Genomic DNA, 18556 nt, shown 5'->3' on the forward strand with positions numbered 1-18556 from the left:
CTGGTGTTTGGCTGTTTAGCTCAGCCATTATTGCCACCATACCTTAGCAGGCTGAGGCTCCGCAATCGCCAAGCGTTGACCAATCTCAGGGCTAACTAACGTTACACCGCGCTCTTCACTAATGTCTAACGCGCGTTGCATCGGCTCATTCCAATCATGCATCGACAGATCAAACGTACTGTTGTGAATTGGCATCATCACTTTACCCTGCACATCAATGTGTGCTTGAACGCTTTGCTCTGGGAACATGTGAATGTCTGACCAAAGTTCATTGTATGCGCCGGTTTCGATCATAGTGAAATCAAACGGACCGTACTTTTCACCAATCTCTTTAAAGCCATTGAAGTAACCTGAGTCACCACTGAAGAACACTTTGTGTTGCTGTGCATTAATAACCCAACTGCCCCACAGTGTCGTATCACGGTCTGTCAAACCTCGACCAGAGAAATGCTGAGTCGGAGTCAGTGTATATTCAATACCGTCGACAGAATGTGACTCCCACCAATCTAGCTCGATCACTTTCTCCTTAGGCACGCCCCAGTTGACTAGCAACTGACCGACTTTTAACGGCACCAAGAAAGTACCCACTTTGTCGCCTAGCACTTTAATAGAAGCTTTATCTAGGTGATCGTAATGGTCATGGCTGATCACCACCACATCGATGCTTGGTAAATCTTCTAGCGTGATTGGTGTTTGGTGAAAACGTTTTGGCCCTGCCCATTGCACAGGAGACGCGCGATCACTGAATACAGGGTCAGTCATGACCAGTTTGCCATCGAGCTTCATTAACACGCTTGAATGACCTAAACGGTAGATAACGTCATCTTGCTCTTCTAACAGTTGATTCGCAGTCATTGCATGAACCGGAATTTCAATTGTTGGCGTTGGAGTGAGGCGCTCAGTCGTAAAGTAGGCTTTCATGATGCCGAACATGTCACCCAAGCTGCTTTTGTATTCCAACTCTGTGTTTGCAAATTTGTCCGGGTATGTTGGCGCTTTTTCAGTATCAACATTAGAACAAGAAATCATTGATGTACCCATCGCGAACGCTCCTACTGTGGCTAGCAAAGTTTTTTTCATAAAAAGTTAACCCGAACAAAAGTAAACTACACGGTGCAGTTTACATTCTAATTATCAAAAGTAAACTACTTAGTATAAAATAGATCCAGAAATGATCTTCTTAACTCGGCAAGTTTATGAATGTAAAAAGAAAAGGTCGCAGTGAGACCAAAAGAGAAGCCATCCTGTGCGCAGCAAAGCAAGCGTTCCAAGAGTTTGGGGTGCAAAACACCAGCATGGATAAGCTCTCTGCTATCGCGCAAGTCTCTAAACGCACGGTCTACAACCACTTCCCTTCTAAAGAAGCGATCGTGACAGAGTTACTAACCGAACTATGGCGTTCTTCAATGATGGATAGCGACATTGAACGGTTACCAACACTCCCGCTAAAAGATCAACTGGTCGAATTGTTGTACAGCGAAATTATCGTGGTAACCGCACCTGATTATATTGAACTGGCGAAAGTGGCTTTCGGACATTTCTTGTTTAAGCCGGAAGATCTCAAAGAACAAGCGGAACACATGTCGAAGCAAGAAACGGCCTTGTACCGTTGGCTCACGCAGCAATCAGAAAAAAACACATTGAAGGTTGATGATGTGGACGTGGCAAGCATTCAATTGCACAACTTAATTAAAGGCAGCGCATTCTGGCCACAATTGATGGGGATGCGAGCTTCGCTAAACTTGGAAGAATCTAGGGGTTTAGCCACCCAAACGGCTGAACTCTTCTTAAGTCATTACTTAGTTCAATAACAAAAAGCGGCTGAATGGCCGCTTTTTTGTGATTTATGCCATAGTAAATTGATGTAATTTTGACTCATTTTTCTTTTTCATTCCCTTGACAGTCGCATACAGCAAGGCGTGAGAGTTCGATAAATTATTTTTGTCGTATCGACGATATTTTTTCGTTTTCATCTACTGAGAAAACGCCCTAAGGTTCGCACCTCTGACGACGTGGTTGTCCAACCACAATTCTAAGTCGCTGAAGAGAGTGGATTCTGTCACATCAATTACACCCACTCACTATACTCTATACTTACATTTTTAATTTGGTACTGACTTACTAAGGAATTGCCATGCGTATTGCTATTCTTTCTCGTAATGAGAATCTATATTCAACCATGCGCCTAAAGCAGGCGGGTGAAGAGCGCGGACATCAAGTTGATGTTATCGATACTCTGCACTGTTATATGGATATTACGAGTAACAACCCTAAGATCCGTTACATGGGTGAAGAATTGCCAAAGTACGACGCGGTTATTCCACGCATCGGTGCATCTATCACTTTCTACGGTACAGCGGTTGTACGTCAGTTTGAAATGATGGGCACATTCTGTGTGAACGAGTCAGTAGCAATCAGCCGCTCTCGTGACAAGCTTCGCTCTATGCAGCTGCTATCACGCAAAGGCATTGGTCTACCTCGCACAGGTTTTGCTCACCACCCTGATAACATTCAGGACGTGATCAAAAACGTTGGCGGCGCACCATTGGTTATCAAGCTACTTGAAGGTACTCAAGGTATCGGTGTTGTTCTTGCTGAGACTACGAAAGCAGCAGAAAGCGTGATCGAAGCATTCATGGGCCTTAAAGCAAACATCATGGTGCAAGAGTTCATTGAAGAAGCAAACGGCGCAGACATCCGTTGTTTCGTAGTAGGTAACAAAGTTATCGCAGCAATGAAACGCCAAGCAAAAGAAGGCGAGTTCCGCTCTAACCTTCACCGTGGTGGTTCTGCTCAGCTTGTTAAACTAAGCAAAGAAGAGCGCGCAACCGCAATCAACGCAGCGAAAGTGATGGGTCTAAACCTATGTGGTGTTGATATTCTTCAATCGAAGAATGGCCCTGTGGTAATGGAAGTGAACTCTTCTCCAGGCCTTGAAGGTATCGAATCAGCAACTGAAAAAGACGTTGCTGGCATGATCTTCGACTTCATCGAGAAGAACGCAAAACCAAACGCTAACCGTACTCGCGGTAAAGGCTGATAATTGTTTGAGTGAGAGCCTGATAAAGGGCTCTCTTTTGACTCATCGCTAGGATGACACTATGAATCAGAAAATGATCATTGGGAACGCCGAAGCAATTTGCTTACCTGAGTTAGGGATTACTCACCTTGAAGCGCGTATTGATACAGGCGCACAGACTTCTTCTCTGCACGTAGATAACCTAGAGTGCACTGAACAAGACGGTCAGTCATACGTAGAGTTCGATCTACACCCAGATGTTTACCACTTAGAGCAAGTCGTTCGCTGTAAAGCTCCACTGAAGGCGAACCGCAAAGTGAAATCATCAAACGGTACTTTCGAACACCGCTGCGTGATCACAACGATGCTGCGCATGGGCGACCAAGAGTGGCCAATCGACATCACGCTAACTAACCGTGAAAAGATGACTTACATGATGTTGTTAGGTCGTCAGGGTATGGCAGACAAAGTTCTGGTAGACCCGAGCCAATCTCACTTATTGGCTCCATAATCCCCGTAGCTTCAGATGAGCGAACTCCGTGGTCGCTCATCTGGCTCTTCTCTGATTTTCTAGCTGCCCTTCTCCTGTCTATCGTTCTTCCTTTTCAGAACAGAACGCATTAATCCTTTCAGTTTTATCTTCGTTACTCGCCAATGCGTAATGGGTCTAACCGGTGCGGTATTGATGATGTGTTGATACGCGTCTTCATCAAACTCAACCTCTCCCCCATGTGCCGCCAATAAACAGCTTGGTTTCATCTCAAAAACGCGTTTTAACGAACTGCGATATTGGTTGGGATGAAAGATAGGAAATGGCGCTATCAAATGGCTTTTTACCTGTACCATTAAATCCGCTACGTACAACACACTCTGTTCGGCGTGATAAACCGATAAATCCCTGTCGGTATGCCCCGGTGTTTCCAATATCTGCCAATCAGCAAAACCGGGAATCACCTCTCCATCCACCAGCTCAATATCTGGCTTTAGTTTTCGCGAATACCATAAGTTGCGCTTGGGTTTGCGCATTCGGTTCGCCATCCAACGTGCCAAAATCAAATCCGTAAGATGCATTAGCCAACCATCAAAGCCGCCATACCAATGTGTGTCTCGTTTTGCTGCCACTAGCTTGCAGCCCGTCAAATCTCTTAGCTTGTGCGCCGCACCAGCGTGGTCTGGGTGCATGTGGGTAACGACAACTAGTGTTAGGTCTGTGAACGGGCGATTGAGCTGGTGCTCGATAAAATCTTTGAGGTGAGGAATATCCGCTCGACTTGCGCCATCAAGCAGCATCAATTTGTCTGGATACTCGGCAAGATACATGGTTTGGATGTATCCCTGAATTCTGTGCAGCTGCAAAACATGTCCTTGTTTTGTTGAGTCTTTGTTCTTATTTTTAGTCGACCAAATCCTTACTGGTCAGACCAACTATAACAGCAGAATGGACAGTCTGTTAAATAAATGTTTACACCAACCATCAACAACAGTTGTTAATCGAAATCACAAATTTTAATCATTAGACTCTGGTTGGGTTTTATCCGTTAATGCGCGCACACGGAGTTCGTGTCAGGGTATGAGGTTAGCGCCTCATGATTTGCTTTTTTGTATTTTCTCCTCTATTTCCAATGAGGGCTTAAATACATTTTTGTGAGAATCGAGTTGGAAAAAGCAACTAAATTAGACCGCATCCGCGCGGACTACAACGTTCACTACTGGAGCCAAGGCTTCTACGGAATTGATGACCAAGGCGAGGTATACGTATCTCCTCGTAGTGACCGTGCACACCAAATCCCTTTCAGTGCGATTGTAAATGAACTAGAAGCTAAGCAGTTAAATCTGCCTGTGTTAGTGCGCTTCCCACAAATCGTACACCAACGCGTGCATGGCATTTGCCAAGCTTTCAACCAAGCAATTGAAGAATACCAATATCCAAACAAATACCTGCTGGTGTACCCAATTAAAGTAAACCAACAGCGTGAAGTGGTTGATGAGATCTTAGCAAGCCAAGCACAGCTAGAAAATAAACAGCTGGGTCTTGAAGCAGGCAGTAAGCCAGAGCTATTGGCAGTTCTTGCACTGGCTCAACAAGGCAGCTCCGTGATCGTGTGTAATGGCTACAAAGACCGTGAATACGTGCGTCTAGCACTGATCGGTGAAAAGCTAGGTCACAAAGTATTTATCGTACTAGAGAAGCTATCTGAGCTTGATCTAGTACTTGAAGAAGCAAAAAGCTTGGGCGTAACACCACGTCTTGGCTTGCGTATCCGCCTTGCCTCTCAAGGTGCGGGTAAATGGCAAGCAAGCGGCGGTGAGAAATCGAAGTTCGGCCTATCTGCGTCTCAAGTATTGAGCGTGATTGAGCGTCTAAAACGCGAAGACAAACTGGACACCATGCAATTGGTTCACTTCCACCTTGGCTCACAGATGGCGAACATCCGTGACGTGCGTAATGGTGTAAACGAATCAGCACGTTTCTATTGTGAATTACGTGCCATGGGTGCAAACATTGATTACTTCGATGTTGGCGGCGGTTTAGCAGTAGACTACGACGGCACACGTAGCCAATCTTCGAACTCGATGAACTACGGCCTTGCAGAATATGCGCGCAACATCGTAAATACCGTCGGTGATGTGTGTCAGCAGTACGAACAACCGATGCCAGTGATTATCTCTGAATCGGGGCGCTCTTTAACTGCACACCACGCTGTACTTATCTCTAACGTCATTGGTACTGAAACATACCAACCGGAAGAAGTGTTCGAGCCAGCTGCAGACGCTCCATTCTTGCTACAAAACATGTGGCGAAACTGGGAGAACCTGCAAGATGGTACGGATGCGCGTGCATTAATTGAAATTTACAACGATACCCAAAGCGATTTGGTAGAGGTTCACTCACAATTCGCGACTGGCGTACTAAACCTTGAACAACGTGCGTGGGCAGAGCAACTGTCGCTGCGCATTTACTTCGAGCTAAGTCGTCAAATGAGTACTAAGAACCGTTTCCACCGTCCTATTTTGGATGAGTTGAGCGAACGTCTTGCAGACAAGTTCTTCGTGAACTTCTCTCTTTTCCAATCCCTGCCAGATGCATGGGGTATTGATCAGGTCTTCCCTGTTCTGCCGCTTTCTGGTCTCGGTGATGTAGAAGAGCGTCGTGCGGTGATGTTGGACATCACTTGTGACTCCGATGGCGTAATTGACCACTACGTTGATGGCCAAGGCATTGAGAGCACGCTACCAGTACCAGCATGGAGCAAAGACAAACCGTACCTAATGGGCTTCTTCCTAGTAGGCGCATACCAAGAAATCCTTGGCGACATGCACAACCTATTTGGAGATACCCACAGTGCAGTAGTCAACGTTGATGAAGAAGGTCAGTTTGAGATCAGCTACATCAACGAAGGTGATAGCGTAGAAGACATGATGCGCTACGTTCACATCGACGTAGATGCGATTCGTGACAATTACAAACAATTGGTTTCAGCACGTGTTGAAGCCAGTGAACAAGAACAAATCCTAGCTGAACTAGAACAAGGTTTGGCAGGCTACACCTATTTAGAGGACTTCTGATATGAATGATTTGTTTACTAAAACCGATTATTCGCTTTACTCCAACTCTATGTCGTTTCTACGTCGACCGTACATCAAAAATCCAGTATCGGCTGACGCAGACGTTGTAGTGCTAGGGGTTCCTCTGGACATGGCGACTTCTGGTCGTCCTGGTGCGCGTATGGGTCCAGATGCGATCCGTCGTGCGTCAGTAAACCTTGCTTGGGAAGGCAAGAAGTTCCCTTGGGACTTCAACGTATTTGATAAATTGAAAGTGATCGACGCAGGTGACCTTGTGTTCGATTGTGGTGATGCTGAAGATTTCACTTACCGCCTAGAAGCGGCAACAAGTGAGATTCTAAAGAGCGGCAAGACAATGCTAGGTTTGGGTGGTGACCACTTCATCACGCTACCAATCCTACGTGCTTACGCAAAACACCATGGTCAAATGGCACTGATCCACTTCGATGCGCACACTGACACGTACGCAAACGGCAGTTCTTACGACCACGGTACTATGTTCTACCATGCACCAAAAGAAGGTCTGATTTCTGCGAAGAACTCAGTTCAAATTGGTATTCGTACTGAATATGACCAACAAGATCACGGCTTCAATGTGATCAACGCAATGCAAGCGAACGACATGTCGGTAGAAGAGATTCTGGCAGAGGTTCGTCGCACGGTTGCGGATAAGCCTGTGTATGTCACTTTTGACATCGACTGTCTGGATCCGGCGTTTGCACCGGGTACAGGCACACCAGTTTGTGGCGGTCTGAACTCAGATAAAATTCTGAAGATCATTCGTGGTTTCGCTGGCATGAACATCGTAGGTATGGACGTAGTGGAAGTCTCCCCTCCTTACGACCACAGCGATGTAACGGCATTGGCTGGCGCAACTATCGCACTTGAGTTGCTTTACGCCTACGCTTCAGGTCGTGAATAACGAAAGCTGTTCTCAATGAGCACAGAATTTCAAGGGGAGCTTCAGCTCCCTTTTTCGTTTTCAATACCCAACAAAAAATAGATTAGATTTTCTAATCCAAATCATAGATTTTTATCTTGCTCAACTTCACACTTTTTGATTGCTAAGTCAGCACTCAAGCTCTAATATCTCGCGCCTAGATTCCCTAATCACTTTGTTTATTTGGCTCTCCTATATGGAGCGCTAAGGCTTTTTACGTCTTAAATTTCTGGAGAGATACGCAAATGTCCGCCTCGTTTCCATTAGCGAAACTTACCTTTTTAATCGCAATTCTGACTGCCGTAGGTCAAATGACTCAAACGATGTACGTGCCTTCTATCGGTCATATGGCGGGTGAGTTCTTGGTATCAGCGTCTTCACTTCAAGCCGTGATGGCGTGTTACCTGATCCCTTACGGTCTATCGCAATTCATCTATGGTCCGCTTTCTGATCGCCTCGGTCGTAAACCAATTATCGTTGCTGGCTTGATCATCTACATTCTTGGTACTTTGGTGGCGCTATTTGCTCATGAGTACGAATGGTTTCTAGCGGGTAGCTTCATCCAAGGTTTGGGTATCGGCTGTGGTGGAGCTATGTCTCGAACTCTGACTCGTGACTGTTTTGAAGGCGCAGAGCTACACCGTGCAAACAGCTTGATCAGCATGTGTGTGATTTTCTCACCATTGATGGCCCCTGTACTGGGCGGTTACCTAACTGAAGCTTTCGGTTGGCGCTCTAGCTACTTATTCCTCGCACTATTTGGTATCGCGGTGGTCATTACCATGATGACAAGCATGATGGAAACCTTGCCGAAAGAGCGCCGCAAACATGAGTCTGTGGCAAAGAGCTACAAGTTCGTGCTTTCAGACAAACGCTTCCAAGGCTTCTTATTGGTGTTGGTGGCAACTTTCGCGGGCGTTGCAGTATTTGAAGCAGCAGCCGGTGTACTACTGGGCGGCGTACTTGGTTTACCAGCAACCACAGTAAGCTTGTTGTTTGTCTTGCCGATTCCAGGTTACTTAGTCGGTGCTGGCTTATCGAGCTACATCGCACAACGTCGCTCTGAGCGTCGTGCTCTAAACGTTGGTCTAGTGGCTATCTTAGTTGGCTCAGCAGTGGTATTGATTCCGGGTCTGTTTGGTCTCACAACGGCGTTGACTCTAATTGGCGGTGCAACCATTTACTTCTTGGGTGCGGGCATTTTGTTCCCCGCGGCAACAACAGGCGCACTTTCACCGTTCCCATACCATGCGGGCACTGGCGGTGCGATTTTGGGTGGCATGCAAAACCTAGGTGCGGGTATCGCGACGCTGTTGGCTTCGTTCTTCCCGGCACAAGACCAAATGCCGCTAGGTTGCTTGATGATGGCAATGTCGATCATCGCCATGCTTGGTCTGCGTTGGGTTAATCGCAAGCACGACCACTCAAACGAAATGCCATTGGCGATCTAAAATCTGACGCTCATCCCCCAAAAGGGACATGCTGAAAAGTGTGTCCCTTTTTTGTTGCACATATCTTACCCTTCAGCTCTCATCCACCAGCAATTGCATTTAACATCCCATCCAATCTTTGCTAAAAAGAACAGTTGCTTATACAGAAATTATTCGTTTGCCATTCGATATAAAGATATTCACTGGAAGAACACAAACGTACTTTTACTCGCAAGATAAATGAATGGCGAAACAACACGAGAAGAGTACACAATAAGGATACACAGATGCGTTTCACTTTAACCACGTTGGCCGTATCGGTCGCGCTAGTCGCCGGATGCAGCAATCAAGGATTACCAACCATGAACCATTACTCCCAATCGCAACTCGTCGCTCAACAAACCCGAGCTCCCGTTGCTAAAAAAGTCCCTCATGCAATGACGATTCATGGTGATACCCGAATCGATGATTACTACTGGATGCGAGATGACGAGCGCCAAGATCCAGAAATCTTGCAACACCTTGAGCAAGAGAACCTGTACGCTGAAACCGTTTTAAAACACACCGAAGCACTGCAAGAACAGCTTTTTGAAGAGATCAAAGGTCGCATAGCGAAAGATGACAATTCCGTTCCGGTTCGTAAAAGCAGTTATTACTATTCGAACGAAGTCACAGGTGACAATGAATACGAAGTTCATCTACGTTCAAAAGACTTTGCAGGTAAAGATAAGCAAGTCATCTTAGATGTTAATGAGTTAGCGAAAGAACATGAGTTTTTCAGTATTGGCGGCTTAACGATCAGCCCAAATGAAAACTTGTTGGCTTATGGCGAAGATACGCTGAGTCGCCGTATTTACACCATAAAGATCAAAGACCTCACGACGGGTGAATATCTAAAAGATGAAATTGAAGGTGCTTCAAGTGCGATTGCATGGCAAAACGATAACCAAGCTTTCTACTACATCAAGAAAGACCCTCAAACACTGTTAGGTTATCAAGTTTACCGCCATGTATTGGGCACACATCAAACAAGCGATGAGCTGATCTACGAAGAAACCGACAGCGCTTACTACACCTTCTTAAGTAAGAGTAAAGACGGTGAGCAAGTTTACATTTGGCACTCAAGCACAGAGACAAGCGGCGTGTCTGTAATTGATGCTAACAACCCCAACGCCAAAGCCGAAGCTTTCTACCCTAGAGAGACCGGCATTGAGTACAGCATCGCTAAATTGGGTGATTGGTACTACATCTACACCAACTATCAAGCCGTAAACTTCCGTTTAATGAAAGTGAAAGCTGAAGAGATGCATGACCGCTCTAAATGGGTCGATGTCATTCCCGCTAACGACAATTCTCAGCTAGTCGATTTCGACTTGTTTGACGATCACCTTGTTTATGAGCAGCGCACGAATGGCTTGTCGACCGTGAAGGTTCGTCAATTATCAACAGGTAAAGAGTTTCCACTCGAGTTTAATGATACGGCTTTTTCTGCTTACCTAACGGGCAACCTCGAACTAGACAATTCAAAAGTTCGCATCTATTACAGCAGCCTGACGACACCGGGGACTTACTACGATTTCGACCTAAATACAGGTGAGTCTGAAATCATGAAGCAAACTCCAGTACTTGGTGATTTTGATGCTGATAACTATCAATCAGAGCGCATCATGGTTACTGCTCGTGATGGTAAGCAAGTGCCAGTCTCATTGGTTTACCGCAAAGACCTATTCAAGAAAGACGGCACTAACCCAATCTACCAGTACGGTTACGGCTCATACGGTTCCACCATCGAGCCAACATTCCGCTCAACCCGCCTGAGCTTACTTGATCGCGGATTTGTATACGCAATCGCTCACATTCGTGGTTCAGAAATGCTTGGTCGTCCTTGGTATGAAAATGGCAAAAAGCTGACTAAACAAAACACCTTCAATGACTTCATCGACGTAACCAAAGGACTGGTTGAAGAAGGCTACGGTGCCAAAGATAAAGTGTTTGCTGTTGGTGGCTCTGCGGGTGGCCTATTGATGGGCGCTATTATCAACCAAGCACCAGAGCTCTACCGTGGTATTGGCGCGCACGTTCCGTTTGTTGACGTAGTGACGACCATGTTGGATGAGTCGATTCCTCTCACGACCAACGAATACGATGAATGGGGTAACCCGAATGATAAAACCTACTACGACTACATGCTGAGCTACTCACCGTACGACAATGTGAAAGCTCAGAGTTACCCGAACATGCTAGTGACAACAGGGTTGCATGACTCACAAGTTCAGTACTTTGAGCCAATGAAGTGGGTCGCCAAACTTCGTGAAGTGAAGACTGATGATAACGTCTTGCTATTCAAAACCGATATGGAAGCAGGCCACGGTGGCGCTTCTGGTCGATTCAAACGATTAAAAGAAGACGCGCTTGAGTACGCTTTCTTCCTAGATCTGTTGGAGACCAAATAAGCTTTAGTCGTCATTCGCTATGAGTCACCGAAAACAATGCCCGCTTTTAAGCGGGCATTTTCAATCTAGATACTCGGTAACATAACTCAGCAGAGCTAAACAGAGAGAAAAACGCCTACTCACAGCGAGTAGGCGTTAACACAATAAGTGTGTTTAGGCAGTAGAAACTGTCCTATTTATTAGAAGTAGTAACGAGCACCTAGAGTCCAGTAGTCGTTTTCTTCGTTGTTGTAGTCGTTACCTAGATCAAACTGGTAAGCAGCAAACGTGTAGAAAGATGGCGTCACTGCATACTCAGCTTGTAGAGCCGTTTCGCTAGTGATTGTTTTGCTATCTTTATCGTTTTCTACACCTTCGTAGTTAATACTGAATGTCCAGTCGTTAACACCGTAAGCCAATAGACCTTCAAGCTGAGTTGTTTCTTCAAGCATCGAGTAGAAGTAATCGTTCATACCGTAAACAACTGCTGCGTAGATACCAGAGCCGTACTTGCCGTAGTTAGCAGAGAACACGTGTGATTCAGCAGACTTCGTACCAAGAGCCGCGTTCTTAACATCACCACCACTGTATACGTAGCCTAGACCAAAACCAGCAAGCTCAGTACTTAGTGCGATTTGACCACGTTGCTCATAAGTTGTGGCGTTTGAAGTTTGTTCACCCTGCCAGCCTAGACCAACGTTCAGACCAAAGCCTTCACCAAATTCAAAGCCCTTGCGGTAGCTAAGCATTTTGTCCGCACGTGCAGTACCTAGGTTGCCTTGGTTGTCGTATAAGAAGTCATTGGCAAACGCGATTGGTAAATCCGCAACGCCAGCTACGTCGTAGTATGGTGCCCATTGAGTACCTGCAACTACACGTCCGTATTGCTCATGTGTCGCGCCAATGTAACCTAAACGTGTTTTGAATGAAGTGTCGCCACCATTAAGGTAATTAAGTGCCCATTCACCTTTAGCATCGATAGTTACGCCGTTACCGATGTCTTTTTTACCGCCGATGTTAATACGAGGAGATACTTGGTGAACTTTAACTTCTTCTTCAAAGTACTCACCAACGCCCACAGATACGTGGCCGCCGATAGAAAGAGATGTGCCGTCGCTGTTGTAAACTTCTGCTGCGAAGACCTGAGAACCACCTGCTAGTGCCGCCACTGCAACGGCTAGAGTTTTCATTTTCATTGTTAACATCCATATAGTTGTTTGTACTGGTTCGCCCCGACAACAAAAGCAAAAAGCATCAATCGCAACGAACAGATAACAAAGTAGTAATGAAATATAAATGAAACAAATACTTTCTTATGCAACTGGTATTATTTGTGGTTAATTTTTGATCTTGATCCCATAAAAAAAGGGAACTTTTCAGTTCCCTTCATAATTTGTGTGGTGTTTTGCGTGTTACAACTGCCAGCGTGCGAGTGGCTTCTCAGTTTTGATACCTTTACTGCCCCATCGGTCAATAACATCAATTTGCAGTATGCGATCCTGTGAAACTAACGAAGTTAACGTTTTTGACGGGCGTTTATCAGTGATCAGCCACAGAGTTTCATCTTCCTCAAATTGAGCTTTTAAAGATAGTTTCTCTGCCTCTGACCATTCCAATTCTGGTTTGAATTGGCGATCGACCACAAACAGTTGGTTCCCTGATGCAAAATCTTCTAACGATTCACCCAACAATACCACCGAATCGATCTCTTTTTCGAAAATTACTTCTTGTTGTTGATTGATCAGCTCCCGCACGTCTAGCATCAAGGCTTGCTGGTTCTTTTCAATTTGAGCTTGATGTTGAGGGTATACCTTCTGTAGATCTTCACCGACAATCGCCGCCATTCGAATCAAGTTGCTCGGATTCATCCAAGCGTATTTCGACGTCTCACCATTATCCAACGTTAATGCCGCAACACCTTGTGCTCTCGGTGAAATCGCTTGAGAGGCATCAATCTCTATCAAGCTTACATTTCCCTGGCGCGCATACACAAAAGTAGGGTCTTGATGCCAAACAGCACCTAGCGTGATCGCTACCGTTGCGCTCTTTCCTGCAGCGGTAGCTTGTTCATGTCCTTTACTTGCAAACCAATTCACCAAACGCTCAATCCCGTAACGTTTAGGCGGCAAGTAAGTCGTCTCGATATCCGTACCTTGCATCAACTGCTGAGCCAACATGTAGGTCACAGGAGTGCTCGTAACAATGTCTTTGGCAAAAGCAAACGGCGCTGCTGTACTCGCTATTGCCAAGCTCAATCCCATAATTATCTTTTTCGTGTTCATATTCGAATATCCAGATTTAAGCTTTGCGCACAATGCGATACATGGTTGCAGTTAAAAAGAAGATTGCGGAAACAATGATGATCGACGCACCAGATGGAACTGGAAGTTCCAACTCCATCGGTAAGACGGTGCCAACCAAGCACGCGATGGTCGCCAGTAATGATGAGAGCAACACAAAGCTCCCCATTCTCTTCGTAAGAAGGCGGGCTGTTGCACCAGGAATCAGCAGTAATGCCCCAACTAATACGGCGCCAATGATCTTCACCGCAGCAATTGTCACAAGCGTGATCATCATGACGAACAAGTAATCGTAGAAGCTGGTATTGAATCCACGGACACGCGCGATATCCGGGCTGATGCAAGTCAGTAATATGCGGTTAAATGTCGGGATCAAAAGCAATAAAATGATCAAACAACTCACGGCCAGAATCGTAATGTCTCTGTCTGTTACCGTCAGGATTGAACCGAATAGAACATTCTCCAGCATGTGGATGTTGATCTTGCGTGCCACGTACATTAGCAAGGCAGCACCAACGGCCAGTGCCAGTGCTAGAAATACACCAACTAATGTATCGTAAGGAACATTGGTTCGATTTCGCACGAAATGCAGCAAAAGTGCGAAGATCATGCAGAAACTAAATAATCCAATAAATGGATTTTCTGGTGGCTCACCAAGCAGTACACCAATCGCAATACCTGTTAGTGCAGCATGACCGACGGCCTCTGAAAAGAACGCCAAACGCTTCGCGATGACTAGTGTGCCTAACCCCCCTAACAAGGGACCAAGAATGAGTGCAGCCACTATCGCGTTGACCATAAACGCGTAAGCAAAACTATCGCTTAACCAACCCGCTTCGACACCATGCAGAGCAAGCTCTCTTAACCAATCCATTACGCCGCCTCCACTTTTGCTGTGTAGTGCTTAAACAGCGACTCGATACGTTCTGGACTCAATACTTCTGAGTGGTGCCCTGACGCCACGATTTGACGATTCACGACATGGACCTGAGCATCCAAACGACGTACAGCCGTCACATCATGATGCACTGCGAGTACGGTTTTACCTTCAGCAACCACTTCATGAATCAAACCTTCTAAGTAACGAACCCCTTGCTCATCCATGCCAGTCGTTGGCTCATCAAGCACCAACAAACTTGGATCGTCTAAAAGGGCTTGAGCAAACAACACACGTTGTTGCTCACCACCAGAGAGTTGCCCCATACGACGATCGCAACGAGCTGCCATACCGACACGCTCTAGTTGAGCAAGCGCTTGTTGAGTTTGCTTAGATTTACGTCGCCAAAACAGCGGGACACGAGTTTGATTCAGTAAAACAAAATCCATAACCGTAAGCGGTAAGCTGGCTTCAAACATGGCTTTTTGTGGAACATAACCAATATTGCCCGCTTTTTTCGTATGCGCTGGTTCCGGCCAATGAACTGAGATATCGCCAGTAAAAGGCGTTAGCCCCAATACAGAACGCAACAAAGATGTTTTACCACCGCCATTTGGCCCCATGATGACGTGGCATTGGCCAGCTTCAAATTGGGTTTGAATGTCTTGTAGAATCAGGTTGTCGCCATATTGAAGGCTTACCCCGTCGAGAGAGATAGAAGGCCCTAACATCAAGCTTTCTCCTGTTCGTGCTTGCTTGCAACGAACTTCATCGCTTCAATCAGAGTTGCAACGTTCTCACGCATTTCGACTTCAACCTTATTGGCTTCGTATTCGCCATGAGTCATGTGAGAAAAACGGTAAAGCTGTACACCAGTAGCTTCTTCAATCGTATCCACAAAGCGGTTTGGCATGTTTAATTCGTAAAACAGCACATCAATACCAGATTGACGAATCTTCTCTATCGTTTCTTGTAACTGGCTTGCGCTTGGCTCTACACCATGAGCAGGTTCGATAACTGCTGCGACGTCAACACCGAATTCCTGCAAAATATAGCCGTAAGCGTTGTGCGTAGTAGCGACCTTCATACCTGCTGTATCAAGTTGCCCTAAAGACAACATGGCATCACGCTTCAAAAGGCGGAATGTTTTTGCGTAAGAGCGCGCATTCTTGCGGTAATACGCAGCATTGTCTGGGTCGAGTTTGCTTAGCTCACTCGCTATCGTGTAAACCTTTTGAATCGTGGTAGATAAGCCAACAAACGTATGTGGGTTAACTGCGCCTTTTCCCACTGATTGACCCATCGCAGGTAGCAGTGGTACTTCTTTGTTCGCCTCTATCACCACAAGATCGTCACGTTGTGCAGCTTGAATCACTTTCAGAGCAAAATCATCGTGACCGATACCATTGACGACTATCACATCCATTTGCTTCAAGCGCTTTAAGTCATTCGGTTGCGGTAGATAGTTGTGGGGATTAAAGCCAGCATCCACCAAAGGTAGAATTTCGGCTTTGTCACCGACTACAGCTTTTACATAGCTGTAGTAAGGTTGAAGCGTAATACCAATATTGAGCTTATCTGCTGCAAAGCTCGATGAAGCTACAGCCAGCAATGCACTAGCCGTTATAATTCGACGTAGAAAAGATCGTTTCATCATAGTTGTTATCGTTAAAATTGAGCTTAATGGGCGTGAGCATTTGAAGACGTAGCAGGGACAAGAACAATTTGTTGCCAACCTTGCTTCTGCCGTTCACTTATCTCCACAAGAGATAAATCAGACGCCTTTGTTGTAGACTGAATAAACCAAATGTCGGCGTGTGCATTACGACTATCAAGAAGCATTGAAGCCGCCCCTTTTTCATCTTGTCTTATACCAAGGTAGATACCAGCATCTAGCAGCTGCCATTGATGAGAGCCTTTGCGTTGCCAGCTTTGGTCTTGCACAAATGGGGCAACCCAAAACTCTTCCAATTCGCTTACGGCAGGCCACTCACCAACACCTAGATGAAGATCTCGAATCTCTTCATGTGCCAACTTTAGCTCGGCGATCATCGCAAGTTCTTCTTGTTCAAGATCAGTGATGAGCACTTGATGAGACTGCACGTCAGTATGTTCAGTTTCTGTCTGATGATGAGGCAGCAAAATCGTGGAGACAGCAAGAATACCTGCGATGGTTAGAGCAACCCATTTACCTTCTCGACTGCCGTTATCCGGTCTGATCTTCTGGGTAATCATTTCTCTTTTAACTCAACGATATCCACTTCTACTGGGTTTTCATGCCCCGCATCGAAAACCAAATAAAAATCGGTTTGAGGATGTGTGAACTCAGCAATGGAGCGTTTATCTGTCGTTACTTTGGCGATCAAGTTGTCGTCGTAATCGTACATTTCAACGTCATAGTCCACTGCGGTAGAACCGTCTGAATAACCTGCCTCGCAAATCACTTTATCTTGCTCTAAATGGCAACTCATCAATGGAAAGTGCGCGAACGCTTGAGAAGAGATAAAACCAGCAACCAACACTGAGGTTTTGAGAATAGAAACGTTTTTCATGATGCATCCAAATTGGCTCAGCGAAGGGCTGAGCCAAATTTTGATTAGTTAAGTTGAGTTTCAAACGTTAGGTGAACGTTCATGCTTGCTTTGTCTGCAAGTGGATCGTTTTTCAGCTCACCTTTGTAGTTTGCTTTCATTAGGTAGCGACCCGCTACATCTGGAGTGAAGGTGATTTTTCCATCCTTGTCACTGACCACATCGATTTGCTCTTGGTGGTTACGATACAGAGTACCTTCACGCGTAATTTCCGCCGTGACACCTTGCTGAGGCTCGCCGTTAAAGAAGAATTGGAATGTTACGTCTTCACCTTCAATAATGTCTGAAGGGTGCGTAATCGGCTTCATTTCTAACAGCTTACCTTCAATCTCTAGCGCCTTTTCTGTTGGCATACCAACCGTTACATAGCTTTCTGCACGTGTGTAACTAAGTTGGGTAACAACATCACGTGCCTTTTCAGGAATCACACTTGCGCGATCTGCTTTGCTCGCTTTCGCCCACTTAACCGTGTCACGACGGCCTGCTTTGTACTGGGTGTAGTAGCTAGGTTGGTTATTGATAGCCACTTTGTGTGTGCCTTCTTCTTCGAAGTAGAAGTCAAACATCGAACGGCGCTTACCGCGTACCACAAAGTTCGGACGCTCAGAACGACCATCTGGCATGATCACGAACGCTTGCTCGCTACCTGCTGGCTTATCGAATACAAACGTACCGTGAGACGCTGTCACGTCGAACGTTAGCCAATCACCGCCTTCTTTTGATACCGTAAAGTGAGAAGGGAGAACCCAACGAGGGTGCGCTTGTGCTGTTGTCGCGGCCGCTAGCCCCATTGCCATTACACTTGCTAATGCCACCGCTTTCATCTTGGTTTTCATTGTTATTCCTTCTCTATCACTTAATTTGGTAATTGACGGTAATGACACCCGTCTCTTCCGTTGGTTTTATTTGGTAGCGTACTTCACTGTCCGCTAACTGCATTTTTTGACGTAAGTAATTACGGCCACCGTGTTCACGCACGACTTCGACATGTAAGGTGTAATTGCCCTGCTCGAGTCGTTGACCATCATCATTAGTGCCATCCCAAACGAATCGGTATTGGCCTGCAGGTCGAGTAGCTGACGTTACGGCATCAACCAATTCGCGATCGTAACGACCCACTTTGCGCCACCAGCTGCGAAGATCTTTCAACCACTCATCTTTACCAACCCAAAGCTGAATGGTTTTGACTGGTTTACGCTTTTCATCTTCGATCCATACTGCGACATAAGGTCTTGCGTACATCGAGGTATCAATCTTTGGTAACTCAAACTCAAAGTCGACTTTGGCATTATCTGGAAAGGGAGCGGCCATAAGCGGCAAGGGAGATAAAGCCGCGATCAATGCGGCTTTACTAAACGGGTGACGGCGAAAAATTCGGCCTATGTTTAACATTGGTTTTT

At 45.9% G+C, this 18556-nt stretch carries 18 protein-coding genes; 7 read left to right on the forward strand and 11 right to left on the reverse strand.

Annotated features, from left to right (window positions below):
- Positions 1 to 27: 27 nt before the first annotated feature.
- Positions 28 to 1041, reverse strand: coding sequence for an MBL fold metallo-hydrolase (locus L1076_RS04815; protein ID WP_237303279.1), 1014 nt, complete (start codon positions 1039 to 1041; stop codon positions 28 to 30).
- Between the two features lie 155 nt (positions 1042 to 1196).
- Here L1076_RS04815 and L1076_RS04820 point away from each other — a divergent pair, with 155 nt between their 5' ends.
- From L1076_RS04820 to L1076_RS04830, 3 genes are all read left to right on the forward strand, one after another.
- The gene (locus L1076_RS04820) at positions 1197 to 1811 is read left to right on the forward strand and encodes a TetR/AcrR family transcriptional regulator (protein ID WP_039976063.1); all 615 of its coding nucleotides are present in this window, start codon (positions 1197 to 1199) and stop codon (positions 1809 to 1811) included.
- Positions 1812 to 2134: 323 nt separating this feature from the next.
- Positions 2135 to 3040 (forward strand): 30S ribosomal protein S6--L-glutamate ligase, encoded by a 906-nt coding sequence (gene rimK / locus L1076_RS04825; RefSeq protein ID WP_005438260.1) that lies wholly within the window; start codon positions 2135 to 2137, stop codon positions 3038 to 3040.
- Between the two features lie 61 nt (positions 3041 to 3101).
- Positions 3102 to 3530 (forward strand): RimK/LysX family protein, encoded by a 429-nt coding sequence (locus L1076_RS04830; RefSeq protein WP_005432588.1) that lies wholly within the window; start codon positions 3102 to 3104, stop codon positions 3528 to 3530.
- 59 nt (positions 3531 to 3589) lie between these two features.
- Here L1076_RS04830 and L1076_RS04835 read toward each other — a convergent pair whose 3' ends face one another.
- Complete coding sequence (locus L1076_RS04835) at positions 3590 to 4339, reverse strand: MBL fold metallo-hydrolase (RefSeq protein ID WP_045409576.1); 750 nt, start codon at positions 4337 to 4339, stop codon at positions 3590 to 3592.
- Between the two features lie 324 nt (positions 4340 to 4663).
- On the opposite strand from L1076_RS04835, the gene speA reads away from it, so the two are divergent.
- The 4 genes from speA to L1076_RS04855 all read left to right on the forward strand — a co-directional run bounded on the left by speA (position 4664) and on the right by L1076_RS04855 (position 11409).
- Positions 4664 to 6586: an arginine decarboxylase gene (gene speA, locus L1076_RS04840; RefSeq protein WP_156148378.1), complete on the forward strand. Its 1923-nt coding sequence runs from the start codon at positions 4664 to 4666 to the stop codon at positions 6584 to 6586.
- A gap of 1 nt (position 6587) precedes the next feature.
- On the forward strand, positions 6588 to 7508 hold the full coding sequence (speB, locus tag L1076_RS04845) for an agmatinase (protein ID WP_045409451.1): 921 nt from the start codon (positions 6588 to 6590) through the stop codon (positions 7506 to 7508).
- 263 nt (positions 7509 to 7771) lie between these two features.
- A complete protein-coding gene (gene emrD, locus L1076_RS04850; RefSeq protein WP_045409448.1) occupies positions 7772 to 8977 on the forward strand; it encodes a multidrug efflux MFS transporter EmrD in 1206 nt (401 codons plus the stop codon).
- A gap of 266 nt (positions 8978 to 9243) precedes the next feature.
- Positions 9244 to 11409, forward strand: a complete 2166-nt coding sequence (locus L1076_RS04855) for a S9 family peptidase (RefSeq protein ID WP_237303257.1) — start codon at positions 9244 to 9246, stop codon at positions 11407 to 11409.
- Between the two features lie 179 nt (positions 11410 to 11588).
- On the opposite strand, the gene L1076_RS04860 is transcribed toward L1076_RS04855, so the two are convergent.
- The 9 genes from L1076_RS04860 to L1076_RS04900 all read right to left on the reverse strand — a co-directional run bounded on the left by L1076_RS04860 (position 11589) and on the right by L1076_RS04900 (position 18548).
- A complete protein-coding gene (locus L1076_RS04860; RefSeq protein ID WP_039976070.1) occupies positions 11589 to 12584 on the reverse strand; it encodes a porin in 996 nt (331 codons plus the stop codon).
- A 216-nt stretch (positions 12585 to 12800) separates the two neighbouring features.
- On the reverse strand, positions 12801 to 13670 hold the full coding sequence (locus L1076_RS04865; RefSeq protein WP_042606124.1) for a zinc ABC transporter substrate-binding protein: 870 nt from the start codon (positions 13668 to 13670) through the stop codon (positions 12801 to 12803).
- Between the two features lie 16 nt (positions 13671 to 13686).
- Positions 13687 to 14562, reverse strand: coding sequence for a metal ABC transporter permease (locus L1076_RS04870; RefSeq protein ID WP_005432612.1), 876 nt, complete (start codon positions 14560 to 14562; stop codon positions 13687 to 13689).
- A complete protein-coding gene (locus L1076_RS04875) occupies positions 14562 to 15296 on the reverse strand; it encodes a metal ABC transporter ATP-binding protein (protein ID WP_104034125.1) in 735 nt (244 codons plus the stop codon). The genes L1076_RS04870 and L1076_RS04875 overlap by 1 nt, the downstream gene beginning before the upstream one ends.
- Positions 15296 to 16222 carry a zinc ABC transporter substrate-binding protein gene (locus tag L1076_RS04880; RefSeq protein WP_237303258.1) on the reverse strand — a complete coding sequence of 309 codons (927 nt, stop codon included), beginning with the start codon at positions 16220 to 16222 and terminating at the stop codon, positions 15296 to 15298. The genes L1076_RS04875 and L1076_RS04880 overlap by 1 nt, the downstream gene beginning before the upstream one ends.
- Before the next feature lie 23 nt (positions 16223 to 16245).
- Positions 16246 to 16800, reverse strand: a complete 555-nt coding sequence (locus L1076_RS04885) for a hypothetical protein (RefSeq protein ID WP_237303259.1) — start codon at positions 16798 to 16800, stop codon at positions 16246 to 16248.
- The gene (locus tag L1076_RS04890; protein WP_005438283.1) at positions 16797 to 17117 is read right to left on the reverse strand and encodes a hypothetical protein; all 321 of its coding nucleotides are present in this window, start codon (positions 17115 to 17117) and stop codon (positions 16797 to 16799) included. Before L1076_RS04890 ends, L1076_RS04885 begins: the two co-directional genes overlap by 4 nt.
- A 44-nt stretch (positions 17118 to 17161) precedes the next feature.
- The gene (locus tag L1076_RS04895) at positions 17162 to 17992 is read right to left on the reverse strand and encodes a DUF4198 domain-containing protein (RefSeq protein WP_054755052.1); all 831 of its coding nucleotides are present in this window, start codon (positions 17990 to 17992) and stop codon (positions 17162 to 17164) included.
- Positions 17993 to 18008: 16 nt separating this feature from the next.
- Entirely contained in the window at positions 18009 to 18548 is a 540-nt protein-coding gene (locus L1076_RS04900; RefSeq protein ID WP_038868515.1) for a DUF2271 domain-containing protein, read from the reverse strand.
- Positions 18549 to 18556 lie beyond the last annotated feature (8 nt).

Origin of the sequence: Vibrio sp. MMG023, assembly GCF_021654215.1 — a bacterium.
Classification (GTDB): Bacteria; Pseudomonadota; Gammaproteobacteria; order Enterobacterales; family Vibrionaceae; genus Vibrio; species Vibrio jasicida.

Bases quoted from the DNA above. Each gene is read 5' to 3' on its own strand.
- L1076_RS04860 (WP_039976070.1), bottom strand. From the start codon at position 12,584: ATGAAAATGAAAACTCTAGCCGTTGCAGTGGCGGCACTAGCAGGTGGT.
- L1076_RS04890 (WP_005438283.1), bottom strand. From the start codon at position 17,117: ATGAAAAACGTTTCTATTCTCAAAACCTCAGTGTTGGTTGCTGGTTTT.
- rimK (WP_005438260.1), top strand. From the start codon at position 2,135: ATGCGTATTGCTATTCTTTCTCGTAATGAGAATCTATATTCAACCATG.
- L1076_RS04880 (WP_237303258.1), bottom strand. From the start codon at position 16,222: ATGATGAAACGATCTTTTCTACGTCGAATTATAACGGCTAGTGCATTG.
- L1076_RS04895 (WP_054755052.1), bottom strand. From the start codon at position 17,992: ATGAAAACCAAGATGAAAGCGGTGGCATTAGCAAGTGTAATGGCAATG.
- emrD (WP_045409448.1), top strand. From the start codon at position 7,772: ATGTCCGCCTCGTTTCCATTAGCGAAACTTACCTTTTTAATCGCAATT.
- speB (WP_045409451.1), top strand. From the start codon at position 6,588: ATGAATGATTTGTTTACTAAAACCGATTATTCGCTTTACTCCAACTCT.
- L1076_RS04820 (WP_039976063.1), top strand. From the start codon at position 1,197: ATGAATGTAAAAAGAAAAGGTCGCAGTGAGACCAAAAGAGAAGCCATC.
- L1076_RS04855 (WP_237303257.1), top strand. From the start codon at position 9,244: ATGCGTTTCACTTTAACCACGTTGGCCGTATCGGTCGCGCTAGTCGCC.
- L1076_RS04830 (WP_005432588.1), top strand. From the start codon at position 3,102: ATGAATCAGAAAATGATCATTGGGAACGCCGAAGCAATTTGCTTACCT.
- L1076_RS04835 (WP_045409576.1), bottom strand. From the start codon at position 4,339: ATGTATCTTGCCGAGTATCCAGACAAATTGATGCTGCTTGATGGCGCA.
- L1076_RS04900 (WP_038868515.1), bottom strand. From the start codon at position 18,548: ATGTTAAACATAGGCCGAATTTTTCGCCGTCACCCGTTTAGTAAAGCC.
- L1076_RS04865 (WP_042606124.1), bottom strand. From the start codon at position 13,670: ATGAACACGAAAAAGATAATTATGGGATTGAGCTTGGCAATAGCGAGT.
- L1076_RS04815 (WP_237303279.1), bottom strand. From the start codon at position 1,041: ATGGGTACATCAATGATTTCTTGTTCTAATGTTGATACTGAAAAAGCG.
- L1076_RS04875 (WP_104034125.1), bottom strand. From the start codon at position 15,296: ATGTTAGGGCCTTCTATCTCTCTCGACGGGGTAAGCCTTCAATATGGC.
- L1076_RS04870 (WP_005432612.1), bottom strand. From the start codon at position 14,562: ATGGATTGGTTAAGAGAGCTTGCTCTGCATGGTGTCGAAGCGGGTTGG.
- L1076_RS04885 (WP_237303259.1), bottom strand. From the start codon at position 16,800: ATGATTACCCAGAAGATCAGACCGGATAACGGCAGTCGAGAAGGTAAA.